The organism is Sediminibacterium sp., assembly GCF_051861365.1.
Lineage (GTDB): Bacteria > Bacteroidota > Bacteroidia > Chitinophagales > Chitinophagaceae > Sediminibacterium.
In genome coordinates, this window is the sequence record NZ_JBHYCW010000005.1 from 93,184 (window position 1) to 110,311 (window position 17,128).

Genomic DNA, 17,128 nt, shown 5'->3' on the forward strand with positions numbered 1-17,128 from the left:
TGTATGTCTTTTATTGTGAACATAAACCGAATTCTTTTTGTGGTCTTAGCCATTTCGGTATCTCCTGTTGTTGCTCAAATAGATACCAGCAGTTCAGATGGATTGTTAAAAGCTGCACGTAAAACCGCATTCGATGAAGATAATTATCCGCAGGCTAAAACCTATTTGTATAAAGCCATAGAAAAAAGCCCTAATTATGCTGATCTGCGTGTTTTTTTAGGAAGAATCTATACCTGGACAAAAAACTATGATAGCGCGAGGATTTGTTTTGAAGAAGTATTGAAACAAAATCCGGGTTATGAAGATGCATGCATGGCTTATGCAGACATGACATTTTGGAATGATGAGGATGAAAAATCATTAACCATTTGTGAAGAAGGTATTAAGTACAATCCAAAGTCAGAAGGATTGTATCTAAAGAAAGCACGGGTGTTGAATTCCATGAGACGATTCATTGAGGCAGATAAAGCCATTCAGATGGTCATATCACTGAATAAAAATAATACGGAAGCTAGAGCATTGGCCAATCGTATCAGAGAAAATGCAGTGAAAAACAGAATTGGGGTAAGTTATGATTTTGTAACCTTCGATAAACAGTTTAATGATCCATGGCATCTGGTGAGTGTAGACTATGGCAGAAATACCGGTATCGGTTCTATCATCGGAAGATTCAATTATGCCAATCGTTTTGCGTCAAATGGATATCAATATGAATTAGAAGCCTATCCGCGTATTTCCAATACTTTCTATAGTTATGTCGGGTTGGCCTATTCTGATAATGTTGGTGTTTTCCCCCGTTGGCGAGGTGGATTTTCTTTATATGCCAATCTTCCTAAAAGCTATGAAGCAGAATTAGGCGTACGTTATCTAAAATTTTCAGGAGATCCTACTTATGTGTATACCGGATATATTGGTAAATACTATAAGAGTTGGCTCTTTGGTGCAAGAGCCTATATAACACCTAGTACTTTTACTAGTACTGTTTCTTCATCTTATAATTTATCTGCTCGTTACTATTATGCCAGTGCTGATGATATGTTAGGCTTCAATATCGGTTATGGTGTTTCCCCCGACGATAGACTCAATGTAATTCAGTTAAATGGGGTACAGCAACTAACCTCTTATAAAGCAGGGTTTATATTCAGAAAAAAGTTTGCCAAATTTAATGTACTCACGATTGATGGTAGCTGGTTGAACCAAGAGTACCTACCAAAAACAATCGGTAATCAATATCAATTCAGTATTGGATGTCTGAGAAGGTTTTAAATAAAAAATCCCCTATTAAAAGTTCTTGGCGAGGATTACTCGCTATTGTGATATTCCTATTGCCTTTCTGGATGTTGGTAGTTTGGTTTTTTCTGCCCGGTAGAAAATTGCTGATTGCTATTGTTGATAAAACAGTTGTGGAATATCCAGGACAAGAACACCTCTCTTTGCATTGGATATTGAATCAAGAAAAATTTTTGAAAAATAATACCGATCGCTACGAGCCCAATGAAGATTATTTTGGCTTTTTCCCATTAGAAGATGAAAAATATAAGCTAAAAGGATTGGAGCGATTCGATTCTACTCAGCTAGAGAAGTTGAGTGTAGATGCTGATGCAGCTTATATTACAGATGCCTATGGTGTTTTTCGGAATGAATGGTTTAAGCAAGGTAATATACAAGACAGATCCGGTATCGTATATGGCGGCATGAGTAAACAGGATCTCTATTTTTTGGAATTAATGAAACAAAAAAGAAAACTCATTATCACCGAGTTTAACTCTATTGGTTCTCCAACAGATCCCGCCATCAGAAATAAGTTTGAACAAACTTTTGGTATTCACTGGTCAGGTTGGATTGGTCGATATTTTGAATCTTTTGATACAACCATTAACAAGGAAATACCTAGCTGGCTCATCAAGAATTATAAAAGAACACATAATGATCAATGGCCTTTTAGAAAAGGTGGAGTAGCATTTATTAATGCAGACAATGATCTGGTAGTGATTCTGGAAAATGAAAAGCATCTAAAAAACGGACTACCCTATATTTACGCTTCTCAAGAAGGAGTGGATCATTATGGCATGCCAGAAAAAATGAAATACTCTTTTTGGTTCGATATCATCAATGTCAATCAAAATGTGAATCATGTAATCTCAGATTTCAGGATAGATGTGAATGAGGCCGGACAGGCGGAATTGGCACAATACAAGATACCTTCAACTTTTCCGGCGATCACTACACATATGAATTCCGATTATCGGTTCTTTTATTTTTCAGCAGATTTCTGTGATAATCCTATTTCACTCTCTTCCTCTTATTTCAAAGGAGTGGCTTTGTTCAAATGGATGATGTATACAGAAAGAGAACCACTCGAGCGTAAAAGTTTCTTTTGGCGTTTATACCGTCCTCTAGTAACCACTATACTGAATGATTATCATGATAGTATCAAAAAAGATAAGAATTAATAGCGGGTATATTTCTGAATAAGGCTATCAGGAATTAGTTTCTTTTCTTGCATGAACTGAAGATTCTTTCTTTTGAATTGGTTGAAGGAAGATTTTAATTGAAACTTCTTATCATTTGTTGGATCCGGTTCTAAATCCATATTACCATTGATCTTAAATAGATCATCCCCATTGAGCATATATGAACCCCTAACATAGTCAATTAAGTCAGGCTTTGTTTGTTTTAGTGGAATAGAGTGATTGTTTCGGAATACTTTACCTGTATCAATACCTGTACCCAACCATGTATTTATATTCGGCATAGCCAAGCCATAATTGTATTTTAACCATGCAGTTAATGTTGGCGCAATATCAAAATGACTGGAAACAGCTGAAAATTTCTCTGCTTTATTGAGCATAGGAGAGTAAATGATCAAAGGAACATGGTAACGATCCAGCTTCGTACTCATAGGTATTTCAGGCATACGATGGTCGCCTGTTATGATGAATACTGTTCTTTTGAAATCTTTTCTTTTACTGTATTCATAGATAAACTGTCGAATCGCATGATCTACATATAGAATACTGGAGTACTGATTTTGGTATTTTCGATAATTTCTTTTTTGTACTTCAGCAAATTTTAATTCACTCATTCTTCTTTCAAAACGATTCAGGTATTCCTGCTGATTATTGATCAGGAATGGACTATGCGTTGCTACTGTTAAGATGATATTCAACTGTGATCGTAAGCTATCATCTTCAGATTTCGCCAATACGTGTTTAAAGAGGGATTCATCATCATAGCCCCAGCTAAAACCGGAGGAGGAAGCAGGAAGTTTTTGGTATTTGGATCCATTAAAGCTTCTTTCATCATAGATTTTTTCTACTCCCGTCTTTTTCAAAAACGCTTCCATATTATCGAAAGAAGCCTCTCCACCATAAAAGAATGAAGTTTGATAGCCATTGTATCTAAGCAAATTAGCAATCGACAAATGTGCTGGCATCTGATCGCCTAATTCATTGAATCCACTACTTCCAAAAGGAAGCGAGCCTAATAATGAAGGAAGTACTGTAAAGGTTCTTCCACCTGTACTTAGGAAATTCTCCCAGTATAAACTTTTATTTGAAAGCGAATCAAGGAAAGGTGTGAAACTACCTAAATATGCATTTTGATTACTAAAAGCCCTACCCAATCCTTCCACCAAGAGTATGACAATATTGGGAGGTATAGAGTCTTCCCGTGAAAAGAAACTGCCCAACACATTTTTAGTACTATCTGATTTATGTAGAAATGGATAATTCTTGGTATCAATTTCCGTATCAGCAAGTATATTGTCTGACTGATAATCGTCACGATAAATATCTTCTTCCAGATCTTTCGGGAAAAATCGCTGGAAGCTGGATGAATAGAAATAATAAGATTTATTGAGAGATAAATTGTTACTGTATTCTCTTCCGGGTTGGAGTTCGGCAGTGACTGTATTCAAGTCTCTAATACCTGCAGTCACAATCATCAGAATAAAAAATACGGTAATACCATCATTTGCAAGCAATCTTTTTGGAAGCTTTATCAAAACAAAAATGGATAAAGTGATTGCGATAAATAAGCCCGTTATGGCAATCCATGATAATCCACCAGATGCACCCACTGTTTGTTGAATATCTGCCCATGAATAACTCCAGAGATCTGCGCCCAAGGGTACAAATGATTGTATAAAGTATTGCGACAATGCCAACTGAACTAATACAGCCAGTGAACCCAAAACAATAAAAGAGATATGTGCTACTTTTTTACTAAATACATAGATGAGTGTAAATGGAACAAAACACCAAATAGTTAACGAGGACATGAATGCAATATCTTTTGCTAAGCCATACAGAATTACTTGTTTGAAAAATTCAGGTTCTCCATGCTCTTTATAATCCAATCCAATTTCAACGCCTCTGGCTATGATGAATAAAAGCAATAATGCAAGTATGTGCCCCAAATAATAACGGAACGACTGGAATAATACATCCGGTATCTGATTCAAAATAGGAGCTACAATTCTTCTGTACCAAGAAATTTTTACAGTAGCTTCTTCCGTAACCACAGGTATTGGTTCAGGCACTACTTCTACAACAGGTACGGCATCAATAACCGGTACTTCTTCTTCTACAACTGTAATGGGCTGTGGTGTATCAGCTGTTTTCTTTGCAAATCCTTGTCGGGTCATTTCACCCCAACTCTTCTTTTTTCTGATATAGTCAATATATCCTTTTATAGCGCTCCACACAACAAATGGGTGAAAGTAAAAAGGTTCTGTCAATGCAGTTAAAAATAAAATCAGAACATCAACTCTTCGTTTGTATTGATGATAAGTAATCACTTCCATGAGGATGGCGAAGGCAGAATACAGGTATCCAAATGAAACAATGAATAGTAAATAGGCAAAGAAGAAACCCCAGTCGAGCATGCCAAAAGCTGCAAATAAAAAGAAGCACACAAAACCAAAGAATTCAATAACCGGAGCGCACATTTCAAAGAAAAACCAATAGGGGTAACTCAGCATCCCCAGCAATCCATATTTCGGATTGAAAAACATTTTCTTGTGAAACTTCAATGTTTCAATCGTTCCTCTGGTCCATCGATTACGTTGTCTGCCTAAAATATCAAAAGAACTGGGTGCTTCTGTCCAACAAAGCGGATCGGGAATATACGTTACACGGTATTTTTCATTGCGCTCTTCCATATAACGACGCATACGCACCACCAATTCCATATCTTCTCCAACCGTATTATGATCATAGCCACCGCATTTGATGGCAATTTCCTTATCAAAAGCACCGAATGCTCCGGAGATCAACATCAATCCATTCAATCGGCTCCAGGCCATTCTTCCTAAAATAAATGCACGGATATATTCGAGTATCTGCATTCTTGGCAAATAATCTTCCGCCAATTTTACCTTTACCAAACGACCATCTTCAACAATACAAGAGTTGGCAATACGAACAACACCACCGGAAGCAATAACGCGTTCATTAGTTTGTTCGAGGAACGGCTTTACCATTTTTAATAAAGCATCCTGCTCCAGAATACAATCCACATCTATGCAAACAAGGTATTTATTGGAAGAGATGTTAATACCCACGTTTAACGCGTCTGCCTTACCACCATTTACTTTATCTACCACCAATAGTTTATGATGAATAGGATTGCGGCTTTTATAAACACCCCTAACTTCTTTTGTTTGAATTTTATAATCAACGAAATAATCAATTTTCTCCAAATCGTAGGCTTGAATCATTTTTTGTAAACAATCATCTTTACTACCATCATTGATGACGATTACTTCGAGGTTTACATAATATATAGAGAGTAAGGACCTGATATTTTCTACAATGGTCATTCCCTCATTATAAGCCGGCGCAAGAATACTTACAGATGGAGCATGCGTAGATGAAGCAAGAATCCTATAATCTGTAAAACTATTTTTATGGATGTACTTTCTCGTTTCTCCTATTGAAAAAATAGCAATAGCGATATAGGATAATAATAGTAGTGTGGAATAAATAAATATTCCATACGTGAGTATATCAAAAACAATATTTAAAACTGTATCCCAGTTCATTTCACACTTTTTACATGTCTGAGTATTCTTTCAAACGGTTCAGGCTCTATTGCCGCTCTTTGTTCAACGACTTGCATACCATTTGTACAATTATTGACTAGTACAGCAGCAGCTTTTACTTTAATAATATTATCAGGGGCATCCAATAATCTGATCATAAAGTCTTTTTGGTCGTCGGTAGCCATATTCAGAAGACTATTGAGAATATGTGCTTGGTTCTCAAAATCTTCTTTTGCAAAATAGCCTACTAGCATAAAGGGTGTTTTCTCATCTGATAATACAATAAGGGTCTTGATCGCTTGGGTTCGAACAATTTTAGCTGGGTGTACGAGACAGTCTATCACATTGTTTTTAACAGCAAACTGCTGATATTCCGCAGCAAGCCTTAGTGCAAATACAACAACAGTATCGTTTTTGGATGCTAACCATTTGGGTATTCTATCAGATAAATCTTCTTTCTTTCCAAATAATTTTAGTTGTTCCAGCAATTTAATTTGTTGCCACAAAGTAAGCGGATAACTAATCACATCCAAAAAGCGAAGACCATTAAAACCCGTCAGATGAATGACTGCTATCTGTGCTTCTGAACGAACAAACTCATGTTTACTATTGGTTTCGCGATAAATTTTTGTCAACAGGTTTTTTTGATCCATTAAATACAATTCCTGAATACCCCTGGCTTGTATATACCATTTTCGCTTATTCTTCATTTTTAATAAAGAATCTTCCCGAAGTCCCAACTTGTTGTACAAGGCAACAATATTATCTGCAACGGAACCTGAAAAATTTTTTTTGCATTTGATCAACTCATCAATCGCTACCTGTCTGGCTTTAGGATCATTTAACATCCGGAAGAATTTTTTAGGGATCTCAATACCTTCAATCGTTTCCTCCAAAATGATATGACTGATCCATACTTCAATATTACTTTTGATACGTTCGGTGTGAAAGAAAAGCCTTTTTTTAGCAATCGTTTGTATATAGATCAATGCTACGACCAACAAAATACACACAGACATGATCTCCACACCTGCCATGAGATTTTCCGGATTCATGAATTTGAGAAAGTCCCTTCCAATAGATCCGGATAGGAATGTGAAGCAGAACGTAATAGTCCCAGTTAAAGTCATCGGGCAAATAATAATGATTGGCTCCCGCTAGGGAATATTTAAGACATTAATTTACGCAATCTGAACATAAAAGCTCTCAAAATTGCCGGTTTCTTATAAAACAGTCAATAACGAAATAGTTAGCTAATTATTACCTGAGGTATAAGGAGAATATGTTTTTTCAAAGTTATTCTGTAAAACCATCGAATGACTTTAATCAAATAAAATTTAGTTGAAATTTAAGCCGGCAGCCTTGTTTTGGCTAAGAGATCTTTAGGAAGTAAATCGTTCTGACTATGTTTGTACTATTATAGGGATTCAAAATTTTTGATATGAGCTTTCGCAATTTTAAAATGGTGGATTATGTTGTCTTTGGTAGAGGGGCTTTTAACCAGCTAGATGAGATACTGGCGCCTCGGAGAAAAGCAGATGCACCCATGATTTTTCTGGTCGATCATTTCTTTGAGGGTAAGCCATTGGTGAACAGAATACCCTTGCGTGGAAAAGACAAGATCATTTTTGCTGATGTTACCTACGAGCCTAAAACAACGCAGGTAGATGCTTTGGCGAATAGTTTAAAGGAAAGCTTTGGAACCGTTAGTGGTATCATAGGTATTGGTGGTGGTTCTACCATGGACCTGGCGAAAGCTGTATCGCTGATGATGAATAACCCCGGCTCTTCTGCCGATTACCAGGGATGGGATCTGGTGAAGTTTCCGGGAGTATATAAAGCGGGTATTCCTACCCTGAGTGGAACCGGAGCAGAAGTAAGTAGAACAACCGTACTTACCGGTCCTACAAGGAAATTGGGAATGAACAGCGATTTTACACCTTTTGATCAAATTGTATTGGATCCGGAATTGACTAAGTACGCACCCGTGAATCAACGTTTTTATACCGGAATGGATTGTTATATACACTGCATCGAAAGTTTGGAAGGTACTTACCTGAATGAATTCAGCAAAAGTTATGGCGAGAAAGCATTGGAGCTTTGTCAGAAAGTATTTGTAGCCAAAGATCATTGGGATGATGAGAGCGATGATCAACTGATGATGGCTTCCTATGCAGGTGGAATGAGTATTGCGTATTCTCAGGTGGGTGTTGCACATGCCGTGAGTTATGGACTCAGCTATTTACTCGGCACCAAACATGGAATTGGTAATTGTATTGTGATGAATCATCTGGAAGAATACTATCCGGCAGGGGTAAAAGAATTCAAATACATGGTTGAAAAAAATAAGATCGATATCCCTCAAGGGATCTGTAAAGGACTCACAGATGAACAGTTTGATACGATGATTAACGTTTCAATAGGTATGAAACCCTTGTGGGAGAATGCTTTGGGAAAAGACTGGGAGAAGATTATGACCCGAGAAAAATTAAGAGCTTTGTATGAGAAACTGTAACGGTTGGTTCTAGTTTGTTTTCTAAGACGCGAACATTAAACAGTATCTTTACAGGAATTCAATTAAATACAGACCAATTTGAAGTTTACAGATTTAGGACTTGATCAACGCATTTTAGACGGCATCGATGCCATGGGTTATGAAACTGCCACACCGGTTCAACAACAGGTGATGGTACCCATTTTAGAAGGAAAAGATATCATTGCTTCTGCACAAACCGGCACCGGAAAAACAGCTGCTTTTTTACTGCCACTAATACATCGCTTATTAACGGTTCCACATGATTCTCATGAGATCAATGCCATGATCATTGTTCCTACACGTGAACTGGCCATTCAAATTGCAGAAAGTCTGGAAGGGCTTTCTTACTTCACAGACGTAAGTTCTATTGCGGTATATGGCGGAAGTGGCGGTGATTCTTTTAATGCCGAGAAGAAAGCTTTGACACAGGGGGTAGATATTGTGGTTTGTACACCGGGAAGAATGATTGCACACCTGAACATGGGATATGTAAAGCTCAAAGGCTTGAAGTATTTGGTATTGGATGAAGCAGACAGAATGCTGGATATGGGATTCAATGATGATATCATGAAGATCATTTCTTTTCTGCCCAAAGAAAGACAGAACCTGCTTTTCTCAGCCACCATGCCGATGAAAATGAGAGAGCTGGCGAGAAAGATTTTACGTGAACCGGTAGAAATCAATATTGCCATTTCTAAACCACCGGAACAAATCGTTCAAAAAGCTTTTATTGTATACGAACCACAAAAGATTCCCATCATAAAAGATATGTTGGGTAGTAATAAGTTTCAAAATGTCATTGTTTTTTGTTCCAAGAAACAAAATGTAAAACAGCTGACAACAGAATTGAAGCGTGCCAAACTTTCTGCAGAAGAAATTCATTCTGATTTGGATCAAAACAAACGAGAGCAGGTGCTACAAGATTTTAGAAATAAGAAGCTAAACATATTGGTGGCTACGGATATTTTGAGTCGGGGAATTGATATAGAAGATATTGATCTCGTTATCAATTTTGATGTGCCCAATGATGGGGAGGATTATGTGCACCGTATCGGCAGAACAGCCCGTGCAGCCAGCAAAGGCACAGCTTTTACACTGGTAAGCGAAAAAGAGCAAAACAAATTTGCCGCCATTGAAACACTACTCGGTGAGCCGGTTTTAAAAGGAACAGTACCTGAAGAATTTGGCGCAACGCCTGCTTATCATCCTCGTGCACCCAGACAAGGCGGACAAAACAGAAGATCCAATGGAAACAGAAGATCGGGTCCACCAAGAGGCGGGAGACAAAGACAGTCATAAACTTTTATACCAAACATCATTTCATGAAATACCTGGTTTATATCCTGCCCTGTTGGCGGGATTAACGATTACCACGCAAGCGGGCGTGAATAGTCAGCTAAAAACAGCCGTGAACAATCAGTGGGTGGCGGCATTCATTTCTTTTGTGGTCGGAACCATTGCGCTGGCATTAATCATTCTTTTCACCAAACAAACATTGCCGAGTACCCAACAACTGCAACAAATAGAGTGGTATAAATTTTCCGGGGGCTTACTTGGGGCGTTCTTTGTAACTGTCATTATTTTTTCCGTTCAACAGATCGGTTCAGCCAATGTATTTGCGTTGGTGATAGCCGGACAACTATTATTTGCCCTTGTATTTGATCATTTCGGACTATTTGGATTTAAGCAAAGTCCCATTAACTGGGGTAAAATAATGGGTGTATTGATGTTGATTGGGGGTGCTTACCTGATTAATCGTAAGGGCTAGATTAAAATGCTCGGAATGAGCAATTTTCTAATTTGAATAGACGTTATAGTAAAAAATAACGTCTTATGGCCTCTTTCAGAAGCTTTGTAGGATCAGAGTTAATGTCTTTTAGACAGCATATTGCCGCACTCAGAAATATGCTTCCGCAGCATATTAAATTAAAGCCTGCTGAACGCAGAAGTATGTTCAAGTTGAATGATAAAAAGAAAGAGTTTGTAGAGAAGGCCGTTTTATCCATGCGAAAAAACCCGGCCACAGTTCCTTCTTATGTAGATGTGAATACTTGTAATAATTATATCCAGTTATACAAGCAATACAATGAGCTATTACATGAATTGGAAGAAGTAAAAACTAAAATGGAAGATGCGAAACTATTGTTGGGGAATGAAATTTTGAAGCAAACCAGGGCGTATTTCCATAATTCAAAAAATGCAGCATTATCGGGAAGTGAACAATTTGGTCAGATTTATAAAGACTTGAAACCACATTATGCGGTTGGAAGAAATAGCAGAAAAAAAGAAAAAGAAGCGTAATGATCTTTATACTGAAATTAAGAAGGGCGACAGATTCTGTCGCCCTTCTTGCTGTAAACCATTCTTGCTTGTTATTTAATAATGCTTTGGGTATTAATACAAATAATTTAATGCTGTTCTATCGTTAGCATTGAATGGACGGTTTACACCGCTGCCAATACAAGCTAACATCCATGAATTGGGATCGGGTCCGCTTGGAGTACCTGGAATCAGAATAGCGCCAACAGTTGAAGCACCTTCATTCACGGCAGATCCACCACAGCTATAAGCACGGTTCATATAATCTGTATGACGGAAACCAATACAGTGACCTAACTCATGTGCAAAAATGGTTGCTGCATAATTGATAAAAGTAGAAGAGGTGCCGGAGCCAATTGCTCTGGTATTCACTTTTACAGAGTTAAAAGGCTGTCCGCTAGAAGTTGGGAAACCTGCTGAAGCAAGATAACTACCACTTGCACGATCGAAAGTGATATTTGCTCCTGAACTTACTCTTTGAAGAGTGATTTGTAAATTTTCTGCATTAAATCGACGAACCACTTCATCCAAAACAGGACCATAAATAGCGGCATCAATTCTGCTGGTCAATGCAACAGTAATGGTTCTTGGTAAGCCAGTTACCAAATTGGTAGTTCGGTACTGCTCCACATCACCAACGCGAAGAATGGCTCCATTTAAAGAGCGTTTTAGTTCATTAGCAGGAATAAAAATATCTCCCTCAACAATATAACCGCCATCTTCTGCAATAATATTATCAGAAGAGAAGCCCAGTGCTTTTACACTGTTAATAACATCTTGTGTAACTTCTTTTTGGATTTCTTGCTCGGGAGCAACTGCTTTTTGACAGGAAACAGCTGTTATCAATAAAGCAATAACAGCTAAAGAAAGGCGCATGTTTTTTCTCATGTGTTTTAGTTTGGATTTTACAAATGGTTTACAGCATCATTGGATTTCAGACTGAATTTAAGCAATGTATGAATCAGACGAAAGCAAATTTGGGCAACGCCGTTGCAAAACCGCAAACTGATTCAGAAACACGAAAAAAATTGCAGTCCGTTCTTATTTTAGATACGTAGATAACTGAAAAAACGATTTACCTATCTTTAATATTCCAGTCTCCTATATACATGAGAAGTGTTTTGCTTTGTTTATCGTTACTGATTACTATGTCTGCTCGGACTCAATCTATGCACAGACAAATCATCCCGGATGTACTGAAAAGTTTTGTTGAACCACTTCAATCACATTCACTCAAAAAAGACTCAACAAAAAAAGTATTTGCATGCACCGGAAAACTACCTCCCCATACACAGGTTCTCAGAAAACTGGCAGATACCATTGCTATTGTACGGATACAGGATACTAAAACCCTTGCGTCTCTTTTACCTCAGGGAAAGTTGATGCCTGTGAATGATCTTTGGAAATTTCCTTCCGGGTTTGTGATGCCTTCAAGAACTGGCAGCGATCACTCACAACAAACATGGCTGATTGAAACCTTTGATACAACCATCGTAAAGCAATGGGTTGCATCAAGGGATTCGGTAACGGTGATGCGTGTATCCGGCAAATACATCCAAATCAAAACCTCATGGAAATGGATGGAAGATCATGTAATACAAGATCCCTCTATTGTATTCATTGCGCCCGTATCTAAACCAAGGCTAGAAAGAGAATTGACCGGATTTGATCTATCTACCAATAAAGGTAATCTTGCACATCGTATATGGCCATCGATCAATGGTAGTGGTCGTACTATTTCAATCAAAGAAAATAAATTAGATACAGCAGATATCGATTTTAAAGGACGCTATCTTTCTTCATCGCTGGCATCACCCAGAATGGAAACACATGCCACTACTATGGCAACTATAGCAGCAGGAGGAGGAAATACTTATTATACGGGGAAAGGGTTTGCTTATGGGGCTTCTATTGCTTCATCAGATTTTGCGAATCTACTTCCGGATCCATTATCTGACTTGATGCAGATGCGTGTGCGTGTTCAAAATCATTCTTACGGAACAGGTATCGAAAACTATTATGGGGCGGATGCTGCCGCGTATGATCAACAGACAAATGTTGAGATGACCAGCCTACTGCATGTTTTTTCCGCAGGAAATCAGGGCATGCAAACCTCTTCGTCGGGAAACTATGCAGGTATCAATGGTTTTGCCAATCTCACCGGCAGTTTTAAAATGTCGAAGAATACTATATCAGTTGGTGCAATCGATTCTTTTGGAGTGGTGCCACCACTTAGCTCTCGCGGACCTGCTTATGATGGTAGGTTAAAACCAGAATTGGTTGCTTTAGGTGAGGATGGTTCTTCAGGAGCTGCTGCGATCGTTTCTGGTATTGCTGCTTTAGTACAGCAGTCCTATCAGCAAAAAAATAGTAGAGAAGCTAATAATGATATGATTCGTGCTGTTCTATTTAACAGTGCCGATGATATTGAATCACCCGGTCCTGATTTTATTTCGGGATATGGAATGGTGAATGCTTACAGGGCTATACAAACCATTCAAGAAAATAGGTTTTTGCATGACTTGGTCAGTGATCAAGAACAGCGATTGCATTCAATCACGATACCCAATGGGGCGGTTAATTTGAAAGTAACACTTAGCTGGACAGATCATCCAGGACAAGGCAATTCCTACAAGGCGTTGGTGAATGATTTAGACTTGGTATTAGAACATCCGTCAAGTTCTCAAACATGGCAACCCTGGGTTTTGAATTCCTTTCCACACGCAGATTCGTTGCGTAAACCTGCAGTAAGAAAAAGAGATACACTCAATAATCATGAACAAATAACCATTGCCACACCTCCTCCGGGTAACTATAACATCAAAATCATAGGAGCATCTATTCCACTATTTAAACAAGCATTTGTGATTGCCTGGCAATTTGATACGAGTTCACATTTTGTATTTAGTTATCCTGTAAAAGATGACTTACTTGATCCTGCAAGAAAAAATACAATACGCTGGGAAAGCACAATAACGGACACGGCTACTTTAGAATACAAATTAAATGATGGTAACTGGCAAACAGTAGCTCACGGCGTGGATCTTGCGCAACGCTATTTTCAGTGGCAACCACCTGATACTGCGGCTGCTATTCAGTTACGTATGAAGATAGCACAGCGATTTTGGTTGAGTGATACTGTTGGCATCTCTAACAATTTACAGATCAATACTGGTTTCAATTGTTCAGATTCATTCCTGATCTATTGGCAAAAAGCGAAAGTTGACAGCTATCGCGTATATAGACTTGGAGAAAAATATCTCGAACCGTTTATTACACTTAGTGATACCGCTTTGATTCAATTGAAGCAGAATAATCCGTATAGTTTTTTCAGTGTAGCACCCATACTACCATCGCAAATAGAAGGAAGACGTGCTTACACATTTGATTATAGACAACAACAAGTGGCTTGTTATATCAGTGGATTTATTGCAGACCCCTCCGGTACGAATGCTGCAAGACTTAGTTTACAGCTGGGTACAACTTATCAGGTTGTAAAAGTGGTATTTGAAAAATTAACCGCTTCCGGATTTGCAGCGTTTAGCGAAATAGCACCTGTTACTACTAACCAGTTAATAATTACTACTCCTGCCAATAATGGATTGAATGTGTATCGTGCAAAAATTGAATTGCAAAATGGAGCTACTTATTATACACAACCGGAGCAAGTACTTCTTTTTGGTACAGCAGCGTATTATGTATTTCCAAATCCGATACAGCCGGGCGCTGCGTTAAATATTATGGATGCGGATCCTGATAATCGAGAATTTCGTTTGTACGATGTGTTTGGCAGATTGATGATGAAAGAATCCCTAACAGGATTTCGTAATCAGCTTCGCATGCCTTTATTGCAAAGAGGCATTTATTTTTATGTGATCATGCAAGCCAATAATCGAACACTGAATGGACGGCTTATAGTACAATAAAAAAGCTGCCCGATGAACGAACAGCTTTTTTCATCAAGGGGGTATATGTTATCCTTTGTTTTTTCCTTTCCCTTTTCCGTTACCATTTCCACGACCATTGCCTTTACCCGGATGATTTCTGTAACGATCATCATCACTGTCTCTGATTACAATTTGTTTCGGCCCTTTCCAGTTTTTATATTTTACACGATATACATCTGCTCTTAGATAAGGTCTGGGCTCATTGATCACAATTTTTGGGGATGCATATAAATTATAACCTCTGTATCTACCCGGTAAAGAAGCTGCAAAAATCCATCTGCCACCATCCAGGTAAATGAATTGGCGCTGCGGAACATGATAATACACATCAATATCAGGCATATAGTAATAATCTACATAATCATACCCAACAGGTCCCCATAAAGGCTGGTTTCCAATATTAATGTTGGCATTGATACGTATTTGTGCATGTGCACTCTCTTGACTCAAGTATCCCAACGAAATCAATAAGAGTAATAGTACTTTCTTCATGTTTCAAAGTTTTATACCTGTATAGTGCAAATAGGATGCCAGTTTGGTACCCAATCAATTATTAGTTGATTTACAGTTGTTTATAATGGTACTGTTTATTCAGTATTGAATTTTTCTATCGCGTGCACGAATCATCCATTCCCCCTCTACTTGATGCCGGATAATAGTAATGGCTCTTTCATATAAAGCACAGGTTGGACAAATATGCATCGGTAATCCGTATAAAATATCACCGGGTCGGTAAGTATGATTTTCAGGTGCGGCCAAAACCAAATGTTCCTCACTTTGTGAAATGGCTTTTAATTCAGGAGCATTCAAAAACACCACTCTTTTATCCAATGGATTTTCAGCTGCAACAGATTTATGACCAAGATCTGTACAGATCATTCCGGGAGCAGGTAAAGAAATAATTCTTGTTAAAACCAATGCTGCAGGAATAAAAGGTTGTTCAGGAAATAAAGAAGCATAGCCATGATCCCAATACACAAATGTACCCGGACTGCAAACCATGTTTTCTCTTTGCGCATGAATAGGAAAACTGGGACTACCACCTGCAATAATGGATAAAGTGCTCCCATACTGATCTTCTATCTTTTTTTGCAAAGCTTTTGTTCTTGCAAATGCAGCATCGCAAATTTGTTTTCTTTCTATGGGATCAGGATGACGGATATGTCCATCATAAGCATGCAATCCGGCAAGTTGAATAGATGATTGTTGTAAACAAAAATCAACTAGACTCAATGCATCTTCCGGTGCAATACCGGTTCTGTTCATCCCCACATTCAAATCGATAAAAACAGGGAGAACAATATTTGCTTGTTGGGCAGCATGCGCTATTTCTTGTGCCGCAGCAATCGTATCTGTTAAACATGCATATTGTGTATCCGGATAATGTTCAATGAGTGCAAGAAAACGTTTCAATTTAGGTCCAACGGGTTGATATGCCAGCAACACATCTTTTGCTTTACAGATTCCCAACAACTCTGCTTCGGCAATCGTAGCACATTTGAATTGATGTACGCCTGAACGTATCAGTAACTCAGTAACTTCTTGCGTTTTATGTGTTTTGATATGTGGTCTGAGTCTTGAAGGGTCACCTACCAAATGAATCGCCGCATCAATATTGTGTTGCACACGTTCAGGATATACCAATAATGCGGGTGTATCCAATACAGATGGATCAGTTACTGTATACCAGTTATCTTGATGATGATTCATACATGTAATTCAAAAATGGCTTCAATTTCAACAGGAATATTTCCGGGTAAGGAGCTCATTCCTACGGCACTTCTTACTCCAATACCATTATCGGGTCCCCAGATCGCAGCAAACAATTCACTACAACCATTGATTACAAAAGGATGATCTGCAAAACCCTGAACAGCATTGACCATCCCTAAAACTTTGATCACACGCTTGATTTTATCAAGACTGCCTATGTTTTTTTTAATGGTGGCAATCATGGCCAATCCAACTTGTCGGGCTGCCAGCTTAGCTGCTTCTTTGTCCATATCCAATCCAACAATACCTACAATCCAGCTGCCATCGTTTTGTAAAGTACCGTGTCCGGATAAATACAAGTACTCGCCATCAACCAAACAAGGCTTATACAAACCAAGCGGTTCAGGAGCGGGAGGTAAACTCAGGTTCAATGCGGCAAATGCTTGTTCCGGGGTATGTTGTGGCATAATGGTCAGTGATTCTTTACCGGCAAGTTATTAAATCCTGTAACAAGCTGTTCATTGTTGATAATTCATATTCAAAATGTGGACTAATAAACGCTGTAAT

The 17,128-nt window shown here is 38.3% G+C and carries 13 protein-coding genes; 7 read left to right on the plus strand and 6 right to left on the minus strand.

The features are described 5' to 3' along the window. Positions 1–3 precede the first annotated feature (3 nt). Complete coding sequence (locus tag ACTIEV_RS03690; protein ID WP_439516109.1) at positions 4–1,266, plus strand: YaiO family outer membrane beta-barrel protein; 1,263 nt, start codon at positions 4–6, stop codon at positions 1,264–1,266. Beyond that, positions 1,248–2,453 (plus strand): hypothetical protein, encoded by a 1,206-nt coding sequence (locus ACTIEV_RS03695; RefSeq protein WP_439516110.1) that lies wholly within the window; start codon positions 1,248–1,250, stop codon positions 2,451–2,453. The genes ACTIEV_RS03690 and ACTIEV_RS03695 overlap by 19 nt, the downstream gene beginning before the upstream one ends. On the opposite strand, the gene ACTIEV_RS03700 is transcribed toward ACTIEV_RS03695, so the two are convergent. Then, positions 2,450–6,046 carry a sulfatase-like hydrolase/transferase gene (locus ACTIEV_RS03700; protein ID WP_439516111.1) on the minus strand — a complete coding sequence of 1,199 codons (3,597 nt, stop codon included), beginning with the start codon at positions 6,044–6,046 and terminating at the stop codon, positions 2,450–2,452. The genes ACTIEV_RS03695 and ACTIEV_RS03700 overlap by 4 nt on opposite strands. Beyond that, positions 6,043–7,101, minus strand: coding sequence for a hypothetical protein (locus tag ACTIEV_RS03705; RefSeq protein WP_439516112.1), 1,059 nt, complete (start codon positions 7,099–7,101; stop codon positions 6,043–6,045). Before ACTIEV_RS03705 ends, ACTIEV_RS03700 begins: the two co-directional genes overlap by 4 nt. 386 nt (positions 7,102–7,487) lie before the next feature. On the opposite strand from ACTIEV_RS03705, the gene ACTIEV_RS03710 reads away from it, so the two are divergent. From ACTIEV_RS03710 to ACTIEV_RS03725, 4 genes are all read left to right on the plus strand, one after another. Continuing rightward, the gene (locus ACTIEV_RS03710; protein ID WP_439516113.1) at positions 7,488–8,561 is read left to right on the plus strand and encodes an iron-containing alcohol dehydrogenase family protein; all 1,074 of its coding nucleotides are present in this window, start codon (positions 7,488–7,490) and stop codon (positions 8,559–8,561) included. 78 nt (positions 8,562–8,639) lie between these two features. Then, positions 8,640–9,881 (plus strand): DEAD/DEAH box helicase, encoded by a 1,242-nt coding sequence (locus tag ACTIEV_RS03715; protein ID WP_322196466.1) that lies wholly within the window; start codon positions 8,640–8,642, stop codon positions 9,879–9,881. Further along, a complete protein-coding gene (locus tag ACTIEV_RS03720) occupies positions 9,829–10,350 on the plus strand; it encodes a DMT family transporter (protein ID WP_322196467.1) in 522 nt (173 codons plus the stop codon). Before ACTIEV_RS03715 ends, ACTIEV_RS03720 begins: the two co-directional genes overlap by 53 nt. A 65-nt stretch (positions 10,351–10,415) precedes the next feature. Beyond that, positions 10,416–10,883: a hypothetical protein gene (locus tag ACTIEV_RS03725; protein WP_439516114.1), complete on the plus strand. Its 468-nt coding sequence runs from the start codon at positions 10,416–10,418 to the stop codon at positions 10,881–10,883. Positions 10,884–10,976: 93 nt separating this feature from the next. Here ACTIEV_RS03725 and ACTIEV_RS03730 read toward each other — a convergent pair whose 3' ends face one another. Continuing rightward, positions 10,977–11,789, minus strand: a complete 813-nt coding sequence (locus ACTIEV_RS03730; RefSeq protein ID WP_322196470.1) for a M57 family metalloprotease — start codon at positions 11,787–11,789, stop codon at positions 10,977–10,979. 260 nt (positions 11,790–12,049) lie between these two features. Between ACTIEV_RS03730 and ACTIEV_RS03735 the strand changes: the two genes are divergently transcribed. Next, positions 12,050–14,827 (plus strand): S8 family peptidase, encoded by a 2,778-nt coding sequence (locus ACTIEV_RS03735; RefSeq protein WP_322196472.1) that lies wholly within the window; start codon positions 12,050–12,052, stop codon positions 14,825–14,827. A gap of 48 nt (positions 14,828–14,875) precedes the next feature. Here the strand turns inward: ACTIEV_RS03735 and ACTIEV_RS03740 are convergent, their stop codons facing one another. From ACTIEV_RS03740 to ACTIEV_RS03750, 3 genes are all read right to left on the minus strand, one after another. Next, entirely contained in the window at positions 14,876–15,340 is a 465-nt protein-coding gene (locus ACTIEV_RS03740) for a hypothetical protein (protein WP_439516115.1), read from the minus strand. Between the two features lie 99 nt (positions 15,341–15,439). Continuing rightward, complete coding sequence (locus ACTIEV_RS03745; RefSeq protein ID WP_439516116.1) at positions 15,440–16,558, minus strand: D-TA family PLP-dependent enzyme; 1,119 nt, start codon at positions 16,556–16,558, stop codon at positions 15,440–15,442. After that, a complete protein-coding gene (locus tag ACTIEV_RS03750; RefSeq protein ID WP_250687054.1) occupies positions 16,555–17,028 on the minus strand; it encodes a RidA family protein in 474 nt (157 codons plus the stop codon). Before ACTIEV_RS03750 ends, ACTIEV_RS03745 begins: the two co-directional genes overlap by 4 nt. Positions 17,029–17,128: the final 100 nt, after the last annotated feature.